This is a genomic window from Algoriphagus sp. (assembly GCF_013373065.1).
In the GTDB taxonomy this organism is placed as follows: Bacteria; Bacteroidota; Bacteroidia; order Cytophagales; family Cyclobacteriaceae; genus Algoriphagus.
On record NZ_JABXIN010000011.1, the window covers coordinates 186,565 to 212,909 of the forward strand.

Annotated in this window: 24 protein-coding genes, 1 tRNA gene and 1 riboswitch; of the genes, 13 read left to right on the top strand and 12 right to left on the bottom strand. The window is 40.1% G+C overall.

Annotated features, from left to right (window positions below):
• Positions 1-35: 35 nt before the first annotated feature.
• The 9 genes from HWE15_RS07695 to HWE15_RS07735 all read left to right on the top strand — a co-directional run bounded on the left by HWE15_RS07695 (position 36) and on the right by HWE15_RS07735 (position 8,702).
• Entirely contained in the window at positions 36-716 is a 681-nt protein-coding gene (locus HWE15_RS07695) for a TetR/AcrR family transcriptional regulator (RefSeq protein ID WP_290506938.1), read from the top strand.
• Complete coding sequence (locus HWE15_RS07700; protein ID WP_290506939.1) at positions 706-2,409, top strand: peptidase domain-containing ABC transporter; 1,704 nt, start codon at positions 706-708, stop codon at positions 2,407-2,409. The genes HWE15_RS07695 and HWE15_RS07700 overlap by 11 nt, the downstream gene beginning before the upstream one ends.
• Position 2,410: 1 nt before the next feature.
• Positions 2,411-3,766 carry an HlyD family efflux transporter periplasmic adaptor subunit gene (locus HWE15_RS07705; protein ID WP_290506940.1) on the top strand — a complete coding sequence of 452 codons (1,356 nt, stop codon included), beginning with the start codon at positions 2,411-2,413 and terminating at the stop codon, positions 3,764-3,766.
• Complete coding sequence (locus HWE15_RS07710) at positions 3,763-5,160, top strand: TolC family protein (RefSeq protein ID WP_290506941.1); 1,398 nt, start codon at positions 3,763-3,765, stop codon at positions 5,158-5,160. Before HWE15_RS07705 ends, HWE15_RS07710 begins: the two co-directional genes overlap by 4 nt.
• Before the next feature lie 10 nt (positions 5,161-5,170).
• Entirely contained in the window at positions 5,171-5,455 is a 285-nt protein-coding gene (locus tag HWE15_RS07715) for a DUF1330 domain-containing protein (protein ID WP_290506942.1), read from the top strand.
• Between the two features lie 126 nt (positions 5,456-5,581).
• The gene (locus tag HWE15_RS07720) at positions 5,582-6,223 is read left to right on the top strand and encodes a hypothetical protein (protein ID WP_290506943.1); all 642 of its coding nucleotides are present in this window, start codon (positions 5,582-5,584) and stop codon (positions 6,221-6,223) included.
• A gap of 133 nt (positions 6,224-6,356) precedes the next feature.
• Complete coding sequence (locus HWE15_RS07725) at positions 6,357-7,349, top strand: sugar kinase (protein ID WP_290506944.1); 993 nt, start codon at positions 6,357-6,359, stop codon at positions 7,347-7,349.
• Position 7,350: 1 nt separating this feature from the next.
• A complete protein-coding gene (locus HWE15_RS07730; RefSeq protein WP_290506945.1) occupies positions 7,351-8,016 on the top strand; it encodes a bifunctional 4-hydroxy-2-oxoglutarate aldolase/2-dehydro-3-deoxy-phosphogluconate aldolase in 666 nt (221 codons plus the stop codon).
• Positions 8,017-8,096: 80 nt separating this feature from the next.
• Positions 8,097-8,702, top strand: coding sequence for a TIGR04282 family arsenosugar biosynthesis glycosyltransferase (locus HWE15_RS07735; RefSeq protein WP_290506946.1), 606 nt, complete (start codon positions 8,097-8,099; stop codon positions 8,700-8,702).
• Positions 8,703-8,720: 18 nt separating this feature from the next.
• Here HWE15_RS07735 and gap read toward each other — a convergent pair whose 3' ends face one another.
• Complete coding sequence (gene gap, locus HWE15_RS07740) at positions 8,721-9,737, bottom strand: type I glyceraldehyde-3-phosphate dehydrogenase (RefSeq protein ID WP_290506947.1); 1,017 nt, start codon at positions 9,735-9,737, stop codon at positions 8,721-8,723.
• Between the two features lie 184 nt (positions 9,738-9,921).
• On the opposite strand from gap, the gene HWE15_RS07745 reads away from it, so the two are divergent.
• From HWE15_RS07745 to HWE15_RS07755, 3 genes are all read left to right on the top strand, one after another.
• Positions 9,922-9,993: transfer RNA gene (locus HWE15_RS07745), tRNA-Glu, on the top strand.
• Positions 9,994-10,288: 295 nt separating this feature from the next.
• Positions 10,289-13,702 carry a HEAT repeat domain-containing protein gene (locus HWE15_RS07750; protein ID WP_290506948.1) on the top strand — a complete coding sequence of 1,138 codons (3,414 nt, stop codon included), beginning with the start codon at positions 10,289-10,291 and terminating at the stop codon, positions 13,700-13,702.
• Entirely contained in the window at positions 13,699-14,553 is an 855-nt protein-coding gene (locus HWE15_RS07755; protein ID WP_290506949.1) for a PIG-L deacetylase family protein, read from the top strand. The genes HWE15_RS07750 and HWE15_RS07755 overlap by 4 nt, the downstream gene beginning before the upstream one ends.
• A 78-nt stretch (positions 14,554-14,631) precedes the next feature.
• On the opposite strand, the gene HWE15_RS07760 is transcribed toward HWE15_RS07755, so the two are convergent.
• From HWE15_RS07760 to pdeM, 9 genes are all read right to left on the bottom strand, one after another.
• Complete coding sequence (locus HWE15_RS07760) at positions 14,632-17,634, bottom strand: carboxypeptidase-like regulatory domain-containing protein (protein ID WP_290506950.1); 3,003 nt, start codon at positions 17,632-17,634, stop codon at positions 14,632-14,634.
• A 303-nt stretch (positions 17,635-17,937) separates the two neighbouring features.
• On the bottom strand, positions 17,938-18,279 hold the full coding sequence (gene gldC / locus HWE15_RS07765; protein WP_290506951.1) for a gliding motility protein GldC: 342 nt from the start codon (positions 18,277-18,279) through the stop codon (positions 17,938-17,940).
• 59 nt (positions 18,280-18,338) lie between these two features.
• The gene (locus HWE15_RS07770; RefSeq protein WP_290506952.1) at positions 18,339-18,995 is read right to left on the bottom strand and encodes a 3-oxoacid CoA-transferase subunit B; all 657 of its coding nucleotides are present in this window, start codon (positions 18,993-18,995) and stop codon (positions 18,339-18,341) included.
• A gap of 25 nt (positions 18,996-19,020) precedes the next feature.
• Positions 19,021-19,719, bottom strand: coding sequence for a CoA transferase subunit A (locus HWE15_RS07775; protein ID WP_290506953.1), 699 nt, complete (start codon positions 19,717-19,719; stop codon positions 19,021-19,023).
• A gap of 11 nt (positions 19,720-19,730) precedes the next feature.
• On the bottom strand, positions 19,731-20,654 hold the full coding sequence (locus tag HWE15_RS07780) for a bifunctional riboflavin kinase/FAD synthetase (protein WP_290506954.1): 924 nt from the start codon (positions 20,652-20,654) through the stop codon (positions 19,731-19,733).
• The gene (truB, locus tag HWE15_RS07785) at positions 20,641-21,333 is read right to left on the bottom strand and encodes a tRNA pseudouridine(55) synthase TruB (protein ID WP_290506955.1); all 693 of its coding nucleotides are present in this window, start codon (positions 21,331-21,333) and stop codon (positions 20,641-20,643) included. The genes HWE15_RS07780 and truB overlap by 14 nt, the downstream gene beginning before the upstream one ends.
• A gap of 15 nt (positions 21,334-21,348) precedes the next feature.
• Positions 21,349-21,552, bottom strand: coding sequence for a DUF3098 domain-containing protein (locus tag HWE15_RS07790; protein WP_290506956.1), 204 nt, complete (start codon positions 21,550-21,552; stop codon positions 21,349-21,351).
• A 3-nt stretch (positions 21,553-21,555) separates the two neighbouring features.
• The gene (locus tag HWE15_RS07795) at positions 21,556-22,446 is read right to left on the bottom strand and encodes an ABC transporter permease (protein WP_290506957.1); all 891 of its coding nucleotides are present in this window, start codon (positions 22,444-22,446) and stop codon (positions 21,556-21,558) included.
• A gap of 55 nt (positions 22,447-22,501) precedes the next feature.
• Positions 22,502-23,146 carry a ligase-associated DNA damage response endonuclease PdeM gene (gene pdeM, locus HWE15_RS07800; RefSeq protein ID WP_290506958.1) on the bottom strand — a complete coding sequence of 215 codons (645 nt, stop codon included), beginning with the start codon at positions 23,144-23,146 and terminating at the stop codon, positions 22,502-22,504.
• A gap of 121 nt (positions 23,147-23,267) precedes the next feature.
• Here pdeM and HWE15_RS07805 point away from each other — a divergent pair, with 121 nt between their 5' ends.
• A complete protein-coding gene (locus HWE15_RS07805) occupies positions 23,268-23,711 on the top strand; it encodes a DUF2147 domain-containing protein (protein ID WP_290506959.1) in 444 nt (147 codons plus the stop codon).
• 7 nt (positions 23,712-23,718) lie between these two features.
• Here HWE15_RS07805 and metX read toward each other — a convergent pair whose 3' ends face one another.
• Positions 23,719-24,747: a homoserine O-acetyltransferase gene (gene metX, locus HWE15_RS07810; protein WP_290507010.1), complete on the bottom strand. Its 1,029-nt coding sequence runs from the start codon at positions 24,745-24,747 to the stop codon at positions 23,719-23,721.
• Positions 24,748-24,782: 35 nt separating this feature from the next.
• Positions 24,783-26,087, bottom strand: a complete 1,305-nt coding sequence (locus HWE15_RS07815) for an O-acetylhomoserine aminocarboxypropyltransferase/cysteine synthase family protein (RefSeq protein ID WP_290506960.1) — start codon at positions 26,085-26,087, stop codon at positions 24,783-24,785.
• A 139-nt stretch (positions 26,088-26,226) separates the two neighbouring features.
• Positions 26,227-26,337, bottom strand: a riboswitch (SAM riboswitch).
• Positions 26,338-26,345: the final 8 nt, after the last annotated feature.

Here is a 26,345-nt window from a genome sequence, read left to right on the forward strand (position 1 = left end):
GTAATACCCGTTATAGCCTCTGAACCTAGAAGAAAATGGAGGCAATTCTTAGTAAAATGAAGGTAGAGGTGAACCCAAATCTCTACCAAAAAGAGCCCTTTAGTTCAAGTTTGGGGATTTCGATTGTTCAAGAAGGAACTCGAATGATCAAGGAACTTGGATTGGAGAACTTTACCTTTAAAAAGCTTTCTCAAGAGATTGGTAGTACAGAAGCGGCTATTTATAGGTATTTTGAGAACAAACACAAATTATTGCTTTATTTGACCGCGTGGTATTGGGGTTGGATGGAGCACAATTTGGTTTTCGGAACAGCTAATTTGGAGGATCCAGCCATGCGATTAGAGTTGGCTATTCGCTTATTGTCAGATGGTCCTATTTTCCAAAAAAATGAATACCTCGACCCGATTCAATTACGGGAAATCGTGATCAATGAATCATTAAAAGGTTTTCTAACCAAAGAAGTTGATTACGAGCACGAAGCAGGTGTATTTGCGCAGGTATACAAATTTGGAGCGCGGATCGCAGCTATTATTTCTGAGTTGAATCCTAATTACAAATACCCGAAAACACTGGTCTATACCGTGTTAGAATCCAGCTTATTACAATCTTTCAATTCCCAGCATTTACCGGGAATGACTGAAAATTCTATCAATGCAGCTGAACGATTTAAGTTTTTCTATCAACTGGTGATCAAAACCATTCAACATGACAACTAATTCTGGTATTACACCCATGGCCCGTTTATTCCGTCTATTGAAGGAAGAAAAGAGCCAGGTTTATTCAATTTATTTCTATGCCGTACTGAATGGCCTTATCACGCTAACCTTGCCTTTGGGTATTCAGGCCATTTTGAATTTTATCCTTGGGGGAAGGATTTCTACTTCTTGGGTAATCTTGGTCATTATTGTGGCCGCTGGGGTTGCTTTTGGAGGATTTCTACAAATCTCCCAATTGCAAATCATGGAAAAACTCCAACAGCGAGTTTTTGCAAAGGCTGGTCTTTCATTGGCCTATCGGCTACCTAGAGTCAAGCCGGAATTGATGCATGGTAATCATGCACCGGAGGTAGTCAATCGTTTTTTCGATACTGTAAACCTTCAAAAAGGCCTTGCGAAAATTCTGATTGACTTCTCAACAGCCTTGTTACAGGTAATATTCGGTTTATTGCTTCTCTCTGTTTATCACTTTACATTCATCATTTTCGGGCTCGTACTAATCAGTATTCTAGCACTGATTTTCTATTTCTCAGGCCCTAGGGGTATGGAGACAGCGTTGAAGGAGTCAACTTATAAGTATAAGACTGCTTATTGGCTGGAAGAGATAGCCCGAACGATGAATTCTTTCAAGCTGGTAGGACAAACACGTTTACCGATTCTGCGTGCTGACAAGCTTCTTCAACACTATGTAGATTTTCGATCCAAGCACTTTGGAGTCTTGATTTTCCAATACAAAATCATGATTGCATTTAAAGTGCTAATCGTTGCAAGTTTGTTGATCGCAGGAAGTTTGCTTTTAATGGAAGAGCAAATCAGTATCGGCCAATTTGTAGCAGCGGAAGTAATCATCATCTTGGTTGTTAACTCCGTAGAAAAGCTGATTCTTTCATTAGAAACTGTTTATGATACGCTTGTAGCAACTGAGAAACTCGGGCATGTGATGGATTTGGAATTAGAGGATGCCGAGGGAAATGAAAAGGTAATCACCAGTACTTCTTCTGGATTGAAATTCGCGATGGAAAATGTCACTTTTCAACCCAAAGACAATTATTCCCCCATTCTCAATAACATCAATATGGTGATTGAGCCTGGGAAAAAGGTAGCCGTCACCGGAAGGAGCGGTTCAGGAAAAAGTGCCATGTTGATGCTTTTTTCTGGTCTTTATGAAGAGTATAAAGGAAAGGTGTCTATCAATGATCTTTCCTTGGATATGATTCAAAAGGAAAAATATAGATCCATGGTCGGCGATTTTCTCGAAATGCAACAAGTTTTTCACGGAAGCATTCTGGAAAATATAACGGTTGGTAGAGAATACGATCAGGCTCAATTAGAAGAAATTTTAGAGCTTACTGGATTAAAAGATCAGGTTTATCAGATGCCAAAAGACTTGGATACGGAGGTACAACCTGAAGGAAAAGGATTCTCAAAAAGAATTATTCAAAGTATTCTATTGTGTAGAGCGTTGCTTGGCCAACCGAAAGCCATGGTGATGGAAAATGCACTGGATCATCTTTTTGAAGATGAAAAGCAACGAGTCATTCAATATCTGATTAGTGGGGATTGGACCTTGTTATTGGTTACTCAAGATGAACAGGCAATCTCCCAGATGGATGAAGTTGTTCTGCTTGATAATGGAAGCTTGGTATACCAAGGTGACCATTCTGGATATGTTAAAATGAAAAAGGGATTGTAAGATGCTGAATATATCACGAATCAAAATCAAGGAATCTATTCCGTTTAGTGGTGCAAAGAGTTTGGTTATGACTTTGCCTCTTCGTGAAAGCCAAAAAAGGGTTCGAATCCTTCTTTCCATCATGTTGGTGTTCTTCATAATTCTTTTTGTGCCTTGGACTCAGAATATCCGAAGTAAAGGATATGTGACTGCTTTACGCCCTGACCAAAGACCACAAACCATTCATTCAGTCATTGCAGGTAGGATCGAAAAATGGTATGTCAGTGAAGGTTCCTATGTTCAAAAAGGAGATACCATCCTTACTATTTCCGAAATCAAAGATGAATACTTCGATTCATTGCTTTTGCCTAGAACACAGCTTCAAGTAGAAGCAAAAGCGCAATCTGTACAATCCTACCAGGAAAAAGTTCAGGCTTTGGAAAATCAAATCCAGGCTTTGCAAAGAAATAATATCCTGAAGCTGCAGCAAGCTGAAAACAAACTTCGTATGTCTGAATTAAAAGTTCAGTCTGATAGTATTAAGTTTCAGCAAGCGAAAGTCAATTTTGAAATCGGGAAACAGCAGTTGGAAAGATGGGAGGCATTGTATGAAGAGGGAATCCGTTCTCTGACGGACTTGGAAAGTAGAAGACTTAAATTTCAGGATGTTCAGGCTAAATTAATTGCAGCTGAAAACCAATATTTAAGCAGTCAAAATGAACTAATCACGGCTAGAATTGACTTAGACGCGATTGATAATGAATTTAAAGACAAGCTAGCGAAAGCCGAATCAGAAATGTATACGGCAATGTCTGCTCAATTTGATGCCGAAGCAACCGTTACTAAATTGGAAAATCAGTATTCAAATTACCAGGCTCGCTCTGGCTTTCGTCATATTCTTGCCCCTCAAAATGGATATTTGGCTAAAGCTATACAAGTGGGTATTGGTGAGACTATTAAAGAAGGGGACGCTATTTTGAATATTGTTCCGGCAGATGCAGATCTAGCTGTTGAAATGTATGTACAGCCAGTAGACTTGCCATTGATTAAGGTGGGGAATAAGGTCCGATTTATCTTTGATGGTTGGCCTGCTATTGTCTTTTCGGGATGGCCTCAAATTTCAAATGGTACTTTCGGAGGAGTTGTGGTGGCCATTGATCAATTTGCAGGTCCAAATAATCAATATCGTGTTTTAGTGGTAGAAGATCTAGAAGAAGAGTCGTGGCCGGATATGTTACGAATTGGTTCTGGTGCAGATGGAATTGCACTTCTGAACGATGTTCCGGTTTGGTATGAAATCTGGCGACAGTTGAACGGTTTCCCTGCGGATTACTATACCCAAGAACAAAAAGACGCAATCGAGAAAGAGAAAAAATGAGAAAGCTAGCTCTTTTAATTCTTCTGTTTTTTTCCTTTCACGGAAGCTTTGCCCAAAGCCCAGGCCTAGATACCCTGCGTTTTCAGGATTTTCTAGAGTGGGTGAGGGCTTTCCATCCGGTTTCTCGTCAAGCAGATATTACGCTTGAGATGGGACAGATGGAAGTCCGAACAGCGCGAGGTGGTTTCGATCCCTTGCTTTTTGGGAATTTGGATCAAAAGACCTACAAATCGACAGACTATTACGATCGCCGCGAGGCAGGCGTCACCATCCCTACCATGGCAGGGATTGAATTAATGGGTACATATGAGCAAAATTCTGGTCAATTCTTGGACCCGGAAAACAGCGTGCCATCGGGCGGTTTGTTTGCTGCTGGTGCTGCTGTCAATGTAGGACAGGGATTGATTTTGGATGAGCGTCGGGCTGCATTGCGACAAGCTAAAATCTATCAACAGTCTACTGAGGCAGAGCGTCAGGTCTTACTGAATGAACTTTATCTAAAAGGTGCTGAAACCTATTGGAAATGGTCTGAAAGCTTTTTCAATATGAAAGCGTTTGAAGAAGCAGTTCGATTGACAAAAATCAGGTATGAGGCAGTAAAAAGAAGCTTTGAGCAAGGGGATGTAGCGGCAATTGATACCGTGGAAGCTTATACACAACTTTTAAGCCGGCAGTACAGATTGCAGGGTTTGCAGAACCAATATTTCGTCCAAACTCAAATGCTGAGTTCTTTTCTTTGGAATGAAGAGGAAGAGCCCATGATGCTCAATTCATATGTATTTCCTCAATCCTTGGATCCGGAAGATGATTTTATGATAAATAATGAAGAACTACGAGTTTTAGTAGGGAATCATCCTCAGCTTCAAATGGCTGACTTTGAGCTGGCTAGTCTTGATGTGGAACGAAGGCTCAAAAGTCAATCTTTGCTACCTGTTGTTAAGTTGAAGTACAACTTTTTGGTGGAGTCTCTCGATGGGTTTGAGCAAGCTCCCTTTTTCGAGAACAATTATAAGTTTGGAGTCTCTTTTTATACTCCCATTTTATGGAGAAAAGCTCGAGGTTCCGTAGGTTTGGCAAAAGCGAAAATTGACTTCAAACAGAATTCCAGGGATTTAAAAGAATTGGAGCTTCGGAATAAACTGGAAGCTGAAATAGATACCTGGTCTACCTACAACTTACAAGTTCAAACTGTTCGGGAGAATGTCAATAATTTAGAGCGCCTGCTATATGCAGAAATGCGAAAGTTTGAAATGGGTGAAAGTAGTTTGTTTTTGGTTAATGCACGGGAGGTTTCAGTCTTTGATGCCCGAATTACATTAAATGGATTGGCTGCAAAACGGAAAATTTCCTTTGCAAAAGTTCGCTACGCTTCAGGGATAGGATTTGAACAATAATAAAAGATAAATGGCTGCATATGTGATCGTTCAGGTCGATATATTCGACAATAAGGTTTACGATGAATACAAAAAATTAAGTGGAGAATCGGTAAAAGCTTATGGGGGTAAGTTTGTGCTGAGGGGGAATCCCGTAGAGGTTTTAGAAGGGGAATGGGACCACGACCGTTTGGTAATGTTGGAGTTCCCGGATAAAGAAAGTGCAAGGAATTGGTACTATTCTAAGGAGTATCAAAAAGCAAAGGAAATCCGTAGTTCAGGCTCGGCTGCAAAATTTATTTTAATTGAAGGTTGAAAAATTGGCATTTTTATTGGTGTATACTTCAAAAAATGGAATATGAAATACAAAATTTCGATTCCATGATTCTTTAGAGTAAATTCTAACACCTTAAAATGTTCAATCGACCTAAAAAAAATTAAAATGAAAAAGAATTACTTCTTAGGAAAGAATCTCCTGATTCTTTTAACTGGATCCCTGATTGCTACTTCTTGTATGACTGATACTGAAAGCCCGGTTATTCAAGATGATCAGGTTGAAATTGCACTAGAGGAAACCGGAGGAACCGGTGATGAAAATCTTCGAAAAGGTGGATTTATGCCTTATGAGGATACTTTTTATAATTCTATTACCCCAACGTTTGGAATAGATGGCTTGTACTTTCCAGGGACCGGAACGGGTAAAGCAAGAGGTTTGGGCAAATCTTACTCCTTTTTAAATCAGCGATTAAGTGAAGATGGTACTCTTCTTTTAGGAGCGCCGGTTAAAGATTATTATACCCAAGAATTAAATGATTTTGGGATAGATAGTGAAACATTAGACGATAAAGTATCCACTGTTGTTATTAATGAAAGAGGCCATGCATTATTCATCGAATCTGAAGAAAACGAATTAATACGTGATATCGTAAATCCCGATATAATTTATTTTAATGCAAAAATTAATATTGTTGGAGGGACAAAAATTTATAAAGATGCAGCAGGTTCGGGTACAGTAAATGGTTGGTTTGATGAAAGTTCAAATGAAGGCGTTTCAAAAGTTTCTGCAACAATAAAATTAAAATAATTCATCACCCTCTATTCAATTAAGGAGCAACCTTCGGGTTGCTTTTTTTATTGGAATGGGTTTCATACTTTTTTATTTCCACCATTGGAATTGGGGCTAGGAAGCTGTAATTTCCATTTCTTAGTTTAGACAAATGAAATCAGTACTTACCCTCGGTGAAGTAATGCTTCGCCTTTCTCCCCCCAATCACTTTCGTTTTGAACAAGCCACTTCTCTGGAGATGGAATTTGGCGGTTCCGAGGCCAATGTGGGAGCTGCATTGTCCAATTGGGGAATTCACGTAAGACATGTTACTGCATTTCCCGATAATGAACTTGGCCATTCTGCAGCAGCTCATCTCAGAAAGAATGGAATCGATGATTCGCTGATTCAATTTAGTGAAGGAAGAATAGGCCTTTATTTTTTAGAACATGGAGCAGCCCAACGAGGATCTAAAATCATTTATGATCGCGCGGGAAGTAGTTTTTCCAATTATGATGGATCCGAGGTTGATTGGAAAGAAGTGCTGAGAAATATTCATTGGGTTCATTGGTCAGGCATTTCTCCTGCTATTTCCCGGAAGTCAGCGGATTTGACGCTTCGTATTTTAGAAGCAGCACATGAATTAGGGATTCGAGTATCAGGTGACCTGAATTACCGTTCAAACCTTTGGAATTACGGGAAACAGCCTCATGAGATTATGCCTAAATTAATGACTTTGACTCAGGTCATGATTGCAGGTAAACGGGATTTTAATCAATGCTTGGGAAAAGATTTTGAATCATTTGATCAGGCGAAATCATTCGCGTTTGATACCTTCCACAAGCTGCAAATGATTGTCCGAACAAAGAGAGAAGTTCACTCTGCTTCATTTAATAGCTTATCAGCCCATCTTTACACTAAAGATCAAGATGTTAGTACCGAAACATTTGAAGTTCAGCCTATTATTGATCGTGTTGGCACAGGGGATGCTTTTGCAGGCGGTTTGATTTATGGGTTATTAATGGATCAAAGTCTGGAGCATTCATTGAATTTTGCAATTGCATGCAGCGTATTTAAGCACAGTATACCAGGAGATATTTTAAACGGAACGGTAGAAGAAATAAATGAGATTCTTCAAGGAAACAGTGGAGCAATCAAACGATAACATGAGAAATCCAGAGAGTAAATTCATTCAAAAGATGGGAGCAGCAGGAATGATGCCCATATTTTTTAATCCTGATTTAGAAACCAGCCTTCGACTAATTGAAGTTTCCTACGAAGCTGGAATTCGCGTTATTGAAATGGTAAATAGAGGGAAGGAAGCTTCTACCATTTTTCCTGAATTAAGAAAATTAGCTGATCAAATGCCGGGCTTGTCGCTCGGAGTCGGTACGATTTACCAGCCTTGGCAGGCTGAAGAATTTGTAGATCAAGGGGCAGAATTTGTGGTAGCCCCGGTGATGAATCCAGCTTTGGGAAAGTGGTGCAAGGCAAATGATATTCCCTGGGTTCCAGGTTGCGGAACGGTTACAGAAGTTTGGGAAGCTCAGGAGCTAGGTGCAGAACTAGTCAAAGTCTATCCAGCCAATGTACTTACTCCAAGTTTTGTTAGTTCGGTTCATGCTGTTTTGCCTACCATTGAAATTATTCCTACCGGAGGAATTGAACCTACTGCTGAGTCCGTAAAGCCTTGGTTTGATGAAGGGGTTCTCTTAGTGGGAATGGGATCCCAACTTTTTGATAAAAAACTAATTAAGGAAAAGAATTGGCAAGAACTGAAAAACCGAATCCAGGTAGCTGCTGCACTTGTTGAAAGTTTCAAAGGGACTTAATGCGTTAAAAATCCTTCGATTACCAAAATTTCCTATTCAAACTCGCATTCAGTTAAAATATCATTTACTTTTTTCGGCACATGGAAAAAGAAGCAATCATCATTTTTCAAAAAAATCCTGAAAAAGGAAAGGTGAAAACCAGGCTTTCTGCCGAAATAGGAGAAGAAAAAGCGTTAGAAGTTTATAAATCACTTTGTAACCTCACATACAAAGCCTGTAATGCTTGGGAAGGCACGAAGTTTCTTTTTTTTGATTCCTATTTACCTCAGAATAAAATTCTCGGCACTGAAAATTACAACTATCAAGTTCAAGGAAAAGGGGATTTGGGTTACCGGATGGAAGAAGCTTTCCAGAGGATTTTTAAGCAGGGATTTGAAAAAGTGATTCTTATCGGTACTGATTGCCCTGAATTGACCTCCGATCATTTGAAAGAAGCCTTTCTACAGCTGGAAAATTATAGGATCGTGATTGGGCCTGCTAAAGATGGTGGGTATTATCTCATTGGTGCAAAAAGAGAAACTCCGCCCGTATTTAAGGGAATTCCATGGAGCACGGATCAAGTACTAAAATTAACCAGGAAAAAGTTGGAAACGCTTGGGCTATCCTATGGAGAACTTGAAACCCTATCGGACATTGATACCAAAAAGGATTGGGATCACTTTAAGGAGTTTTTGACAAATAAATGACTGAAATTCAGTCTTATTCTAGTTTTCTAACTTTTTTAAAAGCTCGATCAAATCAACTAATCGATTGGAATAACCAGCCTCATTATCATACCAGCCAACTAGCTTAATTAAATTCCCTTTGCTCGAAGTAAGGGCTGCATCGATGATGCATGAATGAGGATTTCCAATGATATCCATGGAGACGATGGGATCATAGGTGACTTCCAATACCCCTTTTAATCTTCCTTTCGCAGCTTCCTCAAAAGCTTGATTAATTTCTTCTACATTGGCTTCTCGCTTTAGTTCAATGATCAAATCGGTCAAAGAACCATCTGGGACAGGAACTCGCATAGCTGAAGCTTCTATTTTCCCAGCTAAATAAGGTAAAACCCTGTCCAGAGCTTTTCCGGCATTGGTGGTTGTAGGGATAATTGAGTAGGCAGCTGCTCTCGCTCTCCTTAAATCCCGATGGGGAGCATCATGGAGGTTCTGATCGTTTGTGTAAGAGTGAACCGTAGAAGCATATCCTTTTTCAACCCCGAAGGCTTCTTCCAAAACCTGAACCATTGGAGCTAGACAATTTGTAGTGCAGGAGGCATTGCTTATGATTTTTTCCTCACCAGTCAAAATGGCGTCATTTACGCCTAATACTACCATTTTGATGGAGGAATCGCTTGCTGGAGCGGAGATAATCACCTTTTTAGCACCCGCCTTTAAATGCAAACTGGCTGCTTCCCGGCTTGTAAACCTTCCAGTTGATTCGATTACAAGGTCTACATCCATATCTTTCCAGGGCAGCAGCTCTGGATTGGATTGGGTAAGAAGTTTAGTTTTTTTCAAACCAACTTTTAAATAGCCATCCTCTAGTTTCAATTCCTGATCAAATTTTCCGTGGATGGAGTCGTATTTGAGGAGGTGAACTAGAGAGTTGTTATCTGCTAGGTCATTGATAGCGACTAATTCAACATTAGGATGTTGAAGGAGTAATTTACTTGTATATCTTCCTATTCTTCCGAAACCATTGATAGCTATTCGGATAGGTCTTTCTAAGCTCATTTGGTTCTTATATTTGAATCAAAATTAGAAATAATTCCAGGCTTTTTGGGCTAAAAATTTTTATTGCTTTGAATCAATCACTTAGACCTAAAATCAAGAAATTTTTTAAGGGGCTTTGTTATTCTTAAAACAGACCTCTATATTTGCACAACCTTTCGGAAAAGGCAGTTTTTCTGACTAAAATGGTCCGTTCGTCTAGGGGTTAGGACGCATCCCTTTCACGGATGAAACACGGGTTCGATTCCCGTACGGACTACAATCTCCAACTCAATCACCCGGAGAAAAATTATTTTTATTTATGGTTGTTAGTGGTTAAAGAGAACAGTTCCCGGCCTTTGGTCGGGAACTTGTTTTTTAACCCTATCTAGAATAGTTGCAGCTTCGGATAAATGAAATCCGTTTCTCTTTGTGAAAAAATATTTTTCATTCTAACTCTTATTTTTTGATAGAAATAGGCGGGTAAGGCTTATAACTATTTGCTTTTTTACAAGTGGATAAGGGTATAATTTGATTTTCATTATTTTAGATTCAAATACCAGTAAACCCGAACTATGCCTAATCTCAAATTCCTTCCTAAAGCTCTAAGCTATAGCTTTTGTATTTCAATTTTGGTCTTTTCATGCAAGCCCAAAGAGCCCGTAGATCTCCACATTAAAAAACTAGCGAAGGAAGAAATCCTTGCCCAAGTTGAAGCTGCAAAATCCACGGTAAGCCCCGTCATCAAAGAAGGTCTTGAATTATCTGTTTGGGCAGTTGATTCCTTGGTATATGATCCCATTTCTATTCACATGACGGATGATGGGGATATTTATTATTCTCGCACGAATAGGCAAAAAAACTCTGAGTTTGACATTCGTGGCCACCAAGACTGGGAAATCCGATCTATTAGCCTACAAACCATTGAAGACAAGCGGAAATTCCTCCATGAGGAATTGTCTCCCGAACGTAGTGAAATCAATTCCTGGCTGGACGATTTGAATGGAGATGGTTCTCATGATTGGCGGGATATGACCGTTGAAAAAGAGGAAATCTATCGTCTTTCGGATACAGATGGGGATGGATTTGCAGATGAGTCGCAATTGGTAGTGGAAGACTTTAATGATGAAGTTACCGATGTCGCAGGAGCCGTCATGAAAGGGGAGGATGCGCTATTTGTTGGAGTAGGTCCAGACCTATGGAGACTGATTGATAAAAATGGGGACGGAATCATGGATGAAAAGGAGTCCTTATCGCATGGGTATGGAATTCACATCGGATTTGGGGCCCATGGAATGTCAGGTTTGGAAATGGGGCCTGATGGCCGAATTTATTGGGGAATAGGAGATATTGGGTTTAACGGAAAAGGACCTGATGGAAAAGAATGGAAATACCCAAATCGGGGTGTAATTGCTCGAGCAAATCCAGATGGTTCCGACTTTGAAATTTATGCGATGGGGGTTCGAAATACCCACGAATTCGTATTTGATGCTCATACCAATTTGATTTCAGTCGATAATGATGGGGATCATGCTGGTGAAAAAGAACGATTGGTATACCTAACGAATGGATCTGATACAGGATGGCGAATCAACTGGCAGTTTGGCAAATATCGGGACCCCGATAATAATACTTATAAAGTTTGGATGGATGAACGTCTATTCACTCCTCGTTGGGATAAGCAAGCAGCTTTTATTACACCCCCTATTCAAAATTATGTTTCGGGACCCACCGGAATGGTTTTTAATCCGGGAGCAGGCTTAGGTCCAAGATGGAAAGATCATTTTTTTGTTGTGGAGTTTGTGGGTAATGCCGCTAATTCCGGAATTCATGCATTTACCCTAGAACCGAAAGGGGCCACTTTTGAACTGAAAACAACGGAACGAATCTTATCAGGAGTATTGCCTACAGGGATGGATTTCGGGCCTGATGGAGCCTTATATTTTGCTGATTGGATTACCGGCTGGGGCACAAAAAATTATGGACGGATTTGGAAGTTGGAAGATGATTCTGCTAAGGGATGGGAATTTCAGTCAGATACTCAAAAAGAACTTCAAGCAGACTATAAAAAGGTATCTGAGCAGGATTTAAAAGAAAAACTTTTCCATGCGGATTTAAGGGTTCGTCGCAAGGCCCAATTCGAATTGGCAAAACGAGGACAAAAAGGAGCTGATGTATTTGAAGAAGTGCTTTCAGATCCATCAAATCAATACGCGCGTATTCATGCCATCGTAGGTTTGAGTCAATTGGCTCGTCTTGAAAACATGGACTATGCTGATCTGATTGTTCCTTATCTAACTGATGCTGATGCAGAAATTCGCGCCCAATCCGCAAAATGGTTGGGGGATATTCGGTATCCGAAAGCTGCTTCTCAATTAATTCAAAACCTTCAAGATGAGAATGCAAGAGCTCAGTTTTTTGCTGCTGAGGCACTGGGTAGGACATCCAATCAAAATGCATTTGATGGATTAGTTAATCTATTAGAACGAAACAACGATGAAGATGCCTATATCCGACATGCAGCTAGTCTAGCACTTGCCAGAATTGGACAGGAAGAAAAACTTATTAGTCTCCACGATCATGCATCTCCCGCTGTTCGGATGGGGGCTGTAATAGCACTCAGAAGATTGGAAAGCCCTGGTCTATCCAATTTTTTGAAGGATTCAGAGGAATTAATTGTCACTGAAGCAGCACGTGCGATCCATGACGATTTTTCGGTTGAAGAATCCCTCCCAGATTTAGCTGCATTGATCCAGACCACACCATTTCAAAATGAACCATTAATTCGCAGAGTTATCAGCGCGAATCAACGGGTAGGAGGTGAGCAACAATTGACTGATCTATTGGCATATATCAGCCGAAAGAATGTTCCTGAAGCTATGAAAACAGAAGCAATAGCAGCTATTGGGACTTGGGCAAAACCATCTGTCGTTGATCGTGTCGATGGTAGGTATCGCGGGGTCGTTGTTCGGAATTCAAGTTTGCTTCATGAAAAGGCCACGCCTGTATTGTTATCCCTTCTGAATGATAGCCAAGCAGAAGTTCGAATTGAGGCTGCAAAAGCTCTTGGAAAAGCTGAAATTTTAGAGGCTGGAAGTGCTTTGCTCACTGTAATAAATAATTCCTCTGATCCTGATTTAAAAGTTACGGCTATAGTAGCTTTGGACAGAATGGGCTCAGAAGATTTATCAGCGGCCATTCCTGTGGCTATGAATGATAAAAATCAAGCTGTCCGAGTAGCTGGTTTGTCCCTGCTTTCCCAGTCGGATTTAGATTCAAAACAAAAAGAAGATCTTCTTTTGAATATCATTCAAAATCAATCTAATGATGAAAAAAGACAAGCGCTGCTGACGCTTTCAACTCTTGAAGAGTCCAGTGCAGTCGATGGATGGAATATCATATTAGCTGATTTTAAATCAGGAAAATTAGATCCTGCAGTTTGGATTGAATTGGAAGAAGCGATTGATAAAACAGGGAACGAAGACTTGATTGCTCAATTTGATCAGGAGTTAGAGGCTAAATCCAATGATGAGGCTTGGAAGCTATATCAAGGAGCTTTGGCGGAAGGAAGTGTTCGAAATGGAAGAACTATATTTTTCCAAAACCAAGCAGCTCAATGTATACGATGTCATGCTTATGATGATATGGGAGGAAATGCAGGTCCACGGTTAAATGGAATTGCAAATAGACTCAGCAGGGAGGAATTATTGATTGCCTTGGTCGATCCAAGTGCAAGAATAGCTCCCAACTTTGGATTTGTGACCTTGGAACTATCGAATGGAGAAACTGTAAGTGGTACCTTACTCGCTGATGAAAAGGCTTCAGTAAGCTTGAGAACTGGAAGCGGGGAGGAAAATACTTATTCCATAGATCAAATTAAGTCCAAAAAATTAGCACCATCCAGTATGCCAGCAATGGGAGCAATCCTTAGCAAGCGGGAAATCCGGGATTTAGTTAGCTTTTTATCGACGCTGAATCAGGAGGAATGAAAAATCTCTTGAAATGGGGGATAGCAGGACTTTTGATGATACTCCTACTATCCCCTTTTATTTTGATCATAGCGGGAAATCAACTTCTTCATAACCGAGATATTCCAGAAAGGGATTCTTTAATTCCAGTTGAAGAGCCCAAGACAATAATGGCTTTTTTCCCACATCCCGATGACGAAATAACGGTTGCCGGTACGCTAATTTCCTTGATTGAAAAAGGTCATAAAGTCCATTTAGTATGTTTGACAAAAGGGGAAGCTGGAAGCTCCAAAGAAAATTTTTCTAAACAGGAATTAGGAGAAATTCGCTCGAAAGAGATGAAAAACGCCGCTGCTGCCCTAGGAGTGAAAGAGTTACATCTTTTGGATTATCCCGACAGTGGCTTGGCGGATTTAGGCTTGGACAGTATTAAGGGAATAGCGAGGTTTTGGATTGAAAAAATTCAACCGGAAATCCTTCTAAGTTACGATTCTAGGGTTGGGCTTTATGGCCATCCTGATCATCGTTTGAGCGGTTTAGCTGTGCAGGAAGTTTTTCTTGATAATAAGGGGCAATCCGACTTTTCTCCATCTCAGCTTTTTCAAGTTACGCTTTCACCCAAGCAGATTGCTTTTGCGCTTAAGGTTTCCGAAGGCTTTCAACGGAATTATCCAAAAGATCCTGAAAAGGGTCTACCGCTTCCGGATTTTTCCATCGATACGCATGAAAACTTCAAACAAGTCCTTAGCGCAATGCAGGCTCATGAGAGTCAACAAAAGGTTCTTAAGGATTTAATGCCCTATCATGATCAAATACCTGTTTGGATATATTCTCGGGTTTTTGGAAGAGAATATTTTCATGAAGTGAACTGATTGATCTGAAGAAGAAACATAAAAAAAGACCGCCATGCAGCGGTCTTTTTGTAGGGTTGGTGGTTGATTGTTTCTTTCTTAATTCAAGAACTCATCGAAAGTCAAGCTTACGAAATACATGGTTCCAACGGTAGGGTTACCCCAAGCCTGGCGATAGCCATTGCTAAATAGGTTGGATCCACCAATTTTCAAGATTGACTTCATGCTTTTCAACTTGTAGCTGATTTGTGCATCGAAAGTTCCAAAGGCCGGCATAACAGAAAGCTGACCTGCAGAGACAGCTGGTCCAACGAAGGAAGACTGCCATGCAAATTCACCTTGCCATCTGTAAGCCATAGCAAAACCAAAGTTTTTCCAAACTTCACGATTTGCAAAGTTTACGACATAACGGTACTCTGGAGTGTTGAATGAAGGTTGGAAACCAGTCTCTACTAATTCATCCAAGTTGGAAAGAGTATTGTAAGAAACGTTACCTCCTAAAGTATAACCTTTGTTAAATTTATAATCCAAGCCCAAAGCCCATCCCCAAGATTTGATAATCTCTGTTCTGTTAACTGGGATTGAGAATACATTTCTTCCTCCTGGACCAACTCCTATTAGGTTCAAGCCGGAAATAGCATTTGGACCTAGGCTACCAGTTGTAGGATCTCCATCCTGAACTAATACTTGACCTCCGATGAAGTTTTCAAATCGGTTGAAGTAAGCATAAGCATCTACTAACAATCTGTTACCCCAGATTCCTTTGTAACCTACTTCGAAAGACTTCACTCGCTCAGGCTTGAATTCTGTCAACTCAAATGGTTGAAGAGTATCCAAGTTGTTATCCGCTGCAATAACAGGGACTAGCTGTGGAGTCAAGGCTTGAATAGCTGCAGCAATAGCCGCTGGATCATTTGGAATCTGACCTGCTGCTACTTGCTGAAGTACAATTTGAGTCGCTTGAGAAATAGCTGCTTGGATAATTGCTGGATTAGAGACATCAGCAGCCACACCTGCACCAAAGTTTTGTACAGTGGTAAGGGTGTAAACCGGATTGGTATTGAAGTTATAGCGATCTCTGAATAGTGGAAGACCACCCAACAATCTTGCTTGAGGAGTTAACAGGTCAATGTATTGATCCTGTGTAGTTGGGATTCGGAAACCGGTCTGATAAGATGCTCGGAAATTGTGATTTCCTGTAGAATAAACACCAGAAACACGAGGAGACCACTGTCCTGCAAAGTTTTCATTCTTATCGTAACGTACAGAAGCTGTTAATTTGAACTTGTCATCAAATAGCGACTTGGATCCTTGTACATATCCACCGTATTCCTTGATATTAAACTCATTGCCATTTTCATCTGTAGCGAAAAGAGTCTTTTCTGAATTCAATTGATAAACCCGGTAGTTAGCACCTACTACAAATTCAGCAAACTTGATTTGGTCACTCAAATTGTAAGAACCTTCTACATGGTATAAGTTGGTCTTGTCTACAAATTGAGCACCTACGCCAGAGGCATTTCCTGGAATAGGTCGAGAAGTAACATCTGCCAAAGCTTGGTTGAATTCAGCAGTTCCAGGCAAAAATCTACCCTGATCCGCGAAAGCTCTAGCTGCTCCATGGGCTTGTTCAGGAGTCAAACCTCCTTGAATAGCTTGTGTATAAGCACCCACGTATTGAGGAAACCACAACGTACTTGGTTTCCATGCTTCGTTGATACCTTGAGCAGCGATTCCGACAGCATAAGCATCACCTGAACGCTCCTGAGTGGTATAGGCTCTTAAATACCAGTTTGAACCTCTAAGCTCTGCCTTGTATTGACCTAAGTTAAAGTTAGCAATGGAATAGCGGTCAGCACCAGTATATACAGTGGTACCGAAGCCGTAATTACCTTGTAGAATCGCTTCTACTCGGTCATTTAATCTCCAATGCAAAGCAGCATTTAATTTCAAAGACTTTGTTCCATAATCGGCAACATCACGCTCGAAGTAACCGGTTCTGGATACATTCACATTTGTTGGAATAATTCCCAACGCTGCCTCAGGAAGTACGCCTGCAGCAACCATTCCCTGTGCAACGGAGAACATATTGACATTTGTCTCATCTCCATAAACGTTTACACCATTATATCCAGGGTTGTTTTCTCTAGTACCATTAGCGATACCAAATCCATTTAACAATGATTGATCTCGGAAATCATTGGCTTGCCAGTCATCAGCTTTCAGGTATTGTAAGTTTACTTTAAAAGCTACTTTATCATTGAATGCTTTGGCATATCGAGCACTGAAATCATAGAATCCTGTGGAAGCTGTAGAACGTCCATCTTCACTCATGATACCAGTTCTCACATTTGCAGAAAGACCTTGATATTGGAATGGATTCTTTGAAGTCATCAACAAAATACCATTGATGGCATTCGGTCCATAAAGCGCAGAAGATGCTCCTGGCAACAATTCTACACTTTCCAAATCCAATTCAGAAATACCTACAATGTTACCTACAGAGAAGTTCAGGCCTGGAGCTTGGTTATCCATTCCATCGATCATCTGGACAGTTCGAACGTTTCCGTTAGCATTGAAACCACGGGTGTTGAAGGATTTAAAGGTGAGTGATTGCGTACTCATTTCTACACCCTTGAGATTGTTAAGGGCATCGTAGAAACTAGCCTGAGGAGCTTCACGAATCGCAATGATGTCCATTTTTTCAACAGACACTGGGGATTTCATTACGCTTTCTTCAACTCGGGATGCCGAAACTACCACTTCTTGTCCTAAAACTGTGGCTTCTGATAATTCAACATCCAAAGTGCTCATTCCACCCGTTACCTCAATTTCTTGGCTGGTATATCCAACCATTGAGAAAATCAAAGTGAATGGAGGAGCCTGATTTACATTAAGAGAGTACTTACCATCGAGGTCTGTAATTGTACCAATTACTTTTCCCTTCACGATAATGTTTACTCCGATTAATGTTTCTTTTGTTTCTGCATCCGTAACTGTACCGGAAATAGTCGTTTGGGCAAAAACTTTCCCCATTCCTAGGGAAACCAGAAGAAGACAAAGCATAATGATCTTCTGGAGATTTGAAGTAAAATTGCTCATAGGCTAATTTGGATTTTAGTGATTGAAAGCTTTCAGGCTTTGGGTGAAAGCTGAATTTTCATTCGAAATTTATATCAAAAAGTGAATAATCAATGAAATAAGGTAGAAAAACATTTTCCCTTTTTTTGGAAAATTTTTTGCTCTAAATGGAAACTTGAGGACTTTTTAAGAAAACAATTAAAGATTCCCCTTGAATATTAAGGATTTATAAGAAGGTTTCGTTGAATATTAAAAATTCATCAAAAAACAGGAATCTCTAAAAAAAAAGAAGTCTGGAATTTTCCAGACTCTTTTTTGACTTTATCACTTGTTTTTAGCGTTTTCTTCGTTGACATGCCGGACAAGACGATCGCAAAGATCCTTCATTTCTTCAGACATGAATTCATCTCCCGTACTATTAAGAATAGTCTGTGCCATCCCTCCAATAATGTCTATGTAGAAGCGTTTCATCTCCACCACCGACATTTCATTTGTCCATAGATCAATGCGAAGTGTACTTTGATTAAGATTATCCCAAACATTCACACTGATGCTCCGAGTGGATTCAGGGCCTTCGCCTTCTTTATCACTGGCATCCCACAGAATTTCTTTGGGAAGATTATCCTGATCCAGACCAATCTGGAAATTAATTTCTGATTTTTTCATGGCGCAAATTTGAAGCTCATCTGGTAATATTCCAAAAAGGTAGAATAAACAGACATTGATTAAAATTTCATTTCAGGAATTTCTCCCTCAATGATGAGTTTACCAGCAGTCTTTTGAGTAATTTCTTCCACACTTACTCCTGGAGCTCGCTCTTTTAAGATGAAACCACCTTCTTTATGGATTTCCAAAACTGCTAAATCGGTGACTATTTTTTTGACACAACGAATTCCGGTAATCGGAAGAGTACATTCTGGAAGTAATTTAGAATCTCCGCTTTTGGAACAATGCTGCATGGCGACAATGATATTTTCAGCAGATGCTACCAAGTCCATGGCACCTCCCATTCCCTTTACCATTTTTCCGGGTATTTTCCAATTTGCAATATCACCTCGCTCGGAGACTTCCATAGCACCTAATATGGTTAAGTGGACATGTCCACCACGAATCATGGCAAATGATTCTGCTGAATTGAAAATAGCTGATCCTTTTACCATCGTGATTGTTTGCTTTCCAGCATTTATCAAATCAGGGTCTATTTCTTCTTCAGTAGGGAAGGGGCCGATTCCCAATAAGCCATTTTCGGATTGAAGTACAATTTCCAAATCCTCAGGAATATAATTTGCGACCAAAGTAGGAATGCCAATTCCTAAATTGATGTATTGTCCATTTTTGACTTCTTTCGCTATTCGTTGTGCAATTTGTTGTTTGCTCAGCATATCTCTGGTTACTTGGGTTTATAAATCAATTGGAACTAACGGTTCGTTGTTCAATCCGCTTTTCATAATTTTCACCTTGGAAAATCCGTTGGACGTAAATTCCTGGTGTATGAATTAGGTTAGGATCCAATTCTCCTGCAGGAACAAGTTCTTCCACCTCCGCGATGGTAATTTTACCAGCCGCTGCCATCATAGGATTAAAATTTCTGGCTGTTCCTTTAAAAATCAAATTGCCTGCAGTATCACCTTTCCAAGCTTTTACCAAAGAAAAATCTGATCGCAGCCAGCGCTCCATGAGGTATACTTTACCATCAAACTCTCTTGTTTCTTTTCCTTCGGCTACTTCGGTTCCAACTCCTGCTGGAGTGAAAAAAGCAGGAATACCTGCACCTCCTGCCCGAACACGTTCTGCTAATGTTCCTTGGGGAATAAGATCTACTTCCAATTCTCCGCTAAGTAGCTGCCGTTCAAATTCTGCATTTTCTCCTACATAGCTAGAGATCATTTTTTTCACCATTCGCTTTTTGAGAAGGAGACCGATTCCAAAATCATCTACACCGGCATTGTTGGAGACAATGGTTAAATCTTTAATGTCACGCTCCAACAAAGCAGAAATGCAATTTTCAGGAATCCCACATAATCCAAAGCCGCCCATCATTAAAAAAGCTCCGCTAGGAATGTCTTTCACAGCTTCTCGGGCATCTTTTACTGTTTTGTTGATCATTATTTTTGGGTTTATAGTAACATTTTAGCTTGTTGCTGATCCTTTAGCAATTGGGCTTGTAAGGCTGCTAAACTCTCAAACTTCTGTTCCTCACGCAAGTAGGCTCTTAAGTATATGGTAATTTGCTTTCCATACAAATCTCCTTGAAAATCAAACAGATGTGTTTCTACACTCTTCTGTGTCCCATCCACTGTAGGTCTATTCCCAATATTCAGCATGGCTTTGTACAAATTACCATTTACTTCAGCCTCTACTGCATAAACACCATCTTTTGGAATGAGTTTGTAACTATTGGGGATATGTACATTAGCGGTTGGAAAGCCGATTGATCGGCCGATCTGCTGACCTTTAATAACTATTCCATTCAGCTCATATGACCTGCCTAAAAATGAATTGGCAGTTTGGATATCGCCAGATTCCAGTGCTTTTCGAATTTTCGTACTGGAAACACCAATGGCATCCACATCTTGCCGAGAAATTTCTTCTAATTCAAAACCAAAGTCTGAAGCATGTTCCTGTAAATATTCAAAGGAGCCTTCCCGGTTTTTGCCAAATCGATGGTCATATCCAATGACTAGTTTTCGAGTATGAATTTTATCAACAAGCATTTTTTGGATAAACTCCTTGGAAGACATCTGGGAAAATTCTTTTGTAAAAGGAATCGTAATCAGATGATCAATTCCAAATTGGCGTAGGAGTTTAGTTTTTTCTTCAAAAGTGCTCAGCAACCGTAAATTATGCTCCTCAGGGTATAGCACTAAGCGGGGATGCGGCCAAAAAGTCAAAAGAATGGTTTCTCCATGAATTGACCGTGCAATTTCCCGGATTCGCTGTAGAATTTTTTGATGCCCTAAATGGACCCCGTCAAAAGTTCCACTTGTTACGACAGGATTTGGAACAGGTTTGAATTCACTAAGTCCTTCATAGATTTTCATGGTTCCTTCGGGATTTTAGAGTTTCCACCAATTCAGAAAGGGAATGCGCATCTTTCAAATGAAATTTGCCGATTCGGGTTCTGCAAAGACTTTTCATATAAGCTCCCACATGAAGAATTTCGCCTAAATCCCGGGCTATACTACGGATATATGTGCCTTTAGAACAGGAAATCCGAAAATCCACCTCATCATTTTCGAATCGGGTAATTTCAAATTCCCGAATAGTCACCGGTCTTGGCTCTAATTTAACCGACTTCCCTGCACGTGCAGATTCATAGACACGCTTTCCATCCACCTTTACAGCTGAATGCATAGGAGGGACTTGAAGAATATCTCCTGTCAATTGACGAGCGGCATCTTCAACTTGCTCCAAGGTAATAGAACTTGGATCGGCTACTTCTACAACCGGCTTCTCAAGGTCGTATGATTCCGTTGTTTTACCGAGAACAAAGGTTCCTGTGTACTCCTTTTCCTGCCCCATGAAGCTTTCAATTTGTTTGGTCATTTTTCCGGCACAAACAATTAAAAGTCCTGTAGCTAAGGGGTCCAGGGTTCCAGCATGCCCAACTTTTTTGATTTTTAGGGCGTTTCGGATCTTTTTAACCACATCGAAAGAAGTCCACTCCAGAGGTTTGTCTACCAAAAAGACTTCTCCATAGGCTTCTTGTTGGTTATTCATCGTCATGAAATGGCTTTACTCTGACTTTGCCAGAATGGCATATATTTCAAATAAAAACCCACTCAGAGTCACAATTGGGCCAATTGTTAGCCCGAGAACGCCATTACCATGAGGTTCGGGATCCAGTCCTATTAGAACAAAGCCTAAAATGATAAGGCCGATACCGATAAACATCAGCTTGTAGTTTTTCTTTGAAAATGGAAATGAAGCTTTGCTCATAGATTAATATAATTCGTCTAAAGACATATTTAAATATTTATTCACCGCCCGAAGCGTACTTAGAACGGACAATATGCCACCAGCAATAATTAAAACCGCAAATAAGACAATTACCAATTCCTGATTTTGGAGCAGTGCAAACCCTTCAATGGTTGATTGGGTATAGGTGATCAATCCATACAAAATCAAAGAAGCCATTGCACCGGCCAGCATTCCGAAAATCCATGACCGGATTAAAAAAGGCTTTCGAATAAAGCCTCGGGTAGCTCCAACCAATTGCATGGATCGGATTAAAAAGCGCTGTGAAAATAGGGCTAATCGTATGGTATTGTTGATTAGCATTACGACAGTAATGACCAAAATCAAGATGAATCCACCCATGACCAAACTGATTTTTAATAGATTCTTATTGATGGAATCCACTAAATCGGTCATGTAGGATACCTCAAAAACCCCTGAGAGGGTCTGAATCTCGTTGCTGATTTCGGCTAGTTGTTCAGAGGTTTGAAATTCCTCTGCCACAGTAAAAACAAAACTATCCCGGAGCGGATTGTCTTCGAGGAATTTTGTAAAATCTTCTCCCGTACTTTCGATGAAGGTTTGGGCGGCCTCTTCATCAGAAATATATTTAAATGACACAGAATCGTCTTTTCTTAACACAAATGGACGGTTTTTTAGGTCATTTTCAAGTTTGGCCAATTCCTGTTCTGATAAATTCTTATCAAGAAAAACCTGAATTTCCACATTCTCACGTATCATTGTTGTAAGCCCTTTGGCTTGGATTAAAATCGCTCCAAAAAGCCCTACAATGAATAGGGAAAGGGTGGTGCTAAAAAGTACACTTCCAAATTTGAAATGACCGAGTCTTTTCTTTTTGCGAGGATAAGTTGCCATTTAGAGATGAAATTCAAACCAAAGCTAAACATCCCCAAGGATTTTGCCAATCATTTTAAGAAACGATAGGAAATACCTTGGATGGAGTGATTCCGAAAACGGTGGCTTCTTGGCTTAATTGAAGAAGTGCTAATCCAGTGAACTGTCCAAAAGCAGGAAGGATTAGATGGTGCTTTGTTTTGTAAAAACAAGGAATCCGAAGGGATTGTCTTCCTCTACCTTTCATTCGAATTCCAGGGTGAATATGTCCACAAAGATTCAAAACTCCATCTTCAACTTGCTCCAAAGGTTCATGGGATAGAACTAAATTATCGATGTAAACAGGTTGGGACAAAAGCTCGAAAGGAGCCTTCTCATAATTGTAAGCCGGTAAAATATCATGATTTCCTCTCACGAGAAAGAATTCAATTTCTAAGTATTGATCTAAAAAACTCATTAATTGATCCCATGATTCATTCCAATCACTATGGAACAAATCACCTAAAAAATAAACCTGGCTCGGAAGATAATTTTCAAAGAGAAAAGAAAGGTTTTCTAAGTCTTTGTCGTGTATAGGTTCGGGAATTGGAATACCAGATTTCCGAAAGTGGGAGGCTTTTCCAAAATGAAGATCAGAAATAAACAATATCTCTCTTTGTTTCCACCAAATTGCTTTTTCTTTTAATAACTCTAGTTCTACCTCCTCGTGATTTAATAGCATTATTCGACTTCTTTCACTAAAATGGACCTTGATTTATTTTAGCTTGTTCAATTGAGAATACAACAGTGTACAAAACAATTTCAAAGCTAAAATGATTTTAAATCTAAAATTGAACCCGTCTATGAAAATACGTCAATTGGCTTCGCTTTTCGCTGTCTTATTTTTAATCACCATGCACGGAGTAATTGCCCAAGAACAGGATGATATTCTTGGTGTTTGGTATAACACAGAAAAAACCGCAAAAGTCCAGATAACTAAATCAGGCAAGGAATTTATGGGTAAAATCGTTTGGTTATTGGAACCGGAACGAAATGGTGTTCCTGCCATGGATGACCAAAATGACGATGAAAATCTTCGAAAAAGACCTTTGATGGGTTTGACTATTTTGGAAGGATTGCAATACAAAAACGGTACTTGGAAAGGAGGGAAGATCTACGACCCTAAATCTGGCAATACCTATTCCTGTGAAATCAAATTACTTAGTGAAGATGTATTGGAAGTGACTGGATATTTAGGTTTTTCTTGGATAGGACGCACGGTAGAGTGGGAGAAAGCTGAAGATTGACCAAAAGTCAATTTCTGCTTTCAGTGCTAACATAGAAAGATTTTAGGATGTAATGTAATTGTTCAAATTCTATCAAAAACGCATCGTGCCCAGCGGTAGATTGAATTTCTCTGTAACTTCCTTTGGGGACAAATCGGGAAATTTCCAGAGACTCTTCAGGTAAAAACAATAAATCAGAGTTTACACCAACAGCCAAGGTTCTAGCTTTGATCTTTTTTAAAGCATCCTGGTAACTATCCCTATTCCTTCCCAAATCATGATTATCCATAGCCTTACTTAGAATCCAATAGGAAAAAGCAGTAAAACGTTTGGCTAATTTTTGACCTTGATAACGTAAATAAGAAGCTGCACGAAAATTATCCAACATTCCCGAAGGGCTTTCTTGTTTCCTAGCAAAATCAGAAGGATGCCGATAACTAAGCATTGCAATTGCCCGAGCGGTTTCAAGACCTTTTTTTCCAGCATCCGGATTTTCCTCACCCCAGGTACAATCAGACTCTATCGCCATTCGCTGGCTTTCATTGAATCCTATAACCCACGGGGAAGATTTAGCTGTAGATGCCAGTATGACCAATTTTTCTAAGGAATCACCCAATTGATAAGCCCATTCCAAAGCAACTTGACCTCCCAATGACCCGCCCAAAAGCGTGTGAATTTTTTTGATGCCAATGGATTCCCTTACCAAATCCAGGGACTTAGCCATATCCCTTGTTGTCAGTAAGGGAAAATCATAGAAGTATGGTTTACCGGTTTTGGGATTTTGAGAAAGTGGGCTGGTCGATCCATAGCAGGACCCCAGCAAATTGACACAAATGATGAAATAATCTGCTGGGTCAAAAAACTTATCCTCACCCACCATACCATTCCACCAATCACCAACTCGTGAATCTCCTGTTAGGGCATGGATTATCCAAATGACATTATCCTGAGCTGCATTTATCCGCCCGTAGGTAGTATAAGTCAATTCGATTTCAGGTAATTCTTGTCCTGATTCCAAGGTAAATGGGACGTTCGAATGGAAATTTTTGGTCTGCATTTCGGAAGGAGCAATAGGGTAGGTGAGGTTAATCATTAGATTTTATTAAAAGCTTGTTCCAAATCTTCCTTGATATCATCTATGTGTTCGATACCAACAGAAAGCCGAAGTAAGTTTGGAGTTACACCTGAGGCGAGTTGTTCTTCCTCTGTCAATTGCTGATGTGTGGTGGCTGAAGGTTGAATTATCAAAGTTTTCGCATCACCAACATTCGCTAAATGGGAAATCAGCTGGAGACTATCAATGAATTTGGTTGCTTTTTCCTTATCGCCTGCTATTTCAAAGCTTAATACACCACCAAAGCCATTCTTTAGGTATTTCGTTGCCAAATGATGATAAGGAGAAGAGGAAAGGCCGGGATAGTTTACTTTACTTACTTTCGGATGTTGCTCTAGCCAATTCGCTAAATTGAGGGCATTATCTACAGTTCGTTGAACTCGAAGCGCTAGCGTTTCTAGCCCTTGAAGAAGGAGAAATGAATTAAAAGGACTTTGTGAAGGTCCAAAATCCCGTAAGCCTTCTACTCTTGCTCTTATTGCAAAAGCTATATTAGGAAGGCCAAGAGGGTTGTTTTCTCCGAAAACCTCCCAAAAATTCAATCCGTGATATCCTTCTGATGGTTCAGAGAATTGTGGAAACTTTCCATTTCCCCAATCGAAATTTCCTCCATCGACTATGACCCCTCCGACGGAAGTTCCATGACCACCTATCCATTTGGTTGCTGATGCGGTAACAACATTTGCCCCATGATCCAATGGCCTGAATAAATAACCTCCTGCACCAAACGTATTATCTACGACCAAAGGGATACCATATTTTAGGGCCAAAGCTGCTATGGCCTCAAAATCAGGAATATTAAATTCTGGATTACCGATGGTCTCTAAATACAAAGCCTTTGTGTTTTCATCAATTAATTTTTCAAATGCTTCAGGCTGATCACCCTTTGCAAAACGAGCTTCAATTCCTAGCCTTTTGAACGCGACTTTAAATTGATTGTAGGAACCTCCGTATAGAAAGGAAGTGGAAACGAAATTTTCTCCTGCTTGTAGAATGTTGTTTAAAGCCAAAAACTGAGCTGCTTGGCCAGATGATGTAGCAACAGCAGCTACTCCTCCTTCCAATGCAGCTACTCGCTTTTCGAAAACATCGGTGGTGGGATTCATAATTCGGGTATAGATATTCCCAAATTCTTTCAAGCCGAAGAGGTTCGCACCATGTTCTGCAGAATTAAAGGTGTAGGAAGTTGTTTGGTAAATAGGAACTGCCCGAGAATTAGTTGTTGGATCCGGTTCCTGTCCAGCATGAAGCTGTAGCGTCTCAAAACGATAGGTAGTTGACATAATCAATACGGTTTAAAGGGTTGTGAAAAGATTTTGAATAAATAAGTCCTACGATGGATTCCAGAAAGAACCATCACATGAATAAAATCCGTGAAGTAGTAGGGGTAATAAAAGGGGTATAAATTATCATACTGTGAAGAATTTATAGCTCCAATTGAGACCTTCTCAATTGGCAGGATTTGGCACCTTTCCAAGATGGAAGGTTGCCAGAGGGTCACAGAGCCTGTCTCTCACCTCTTCTTTATAAATCCTCACACT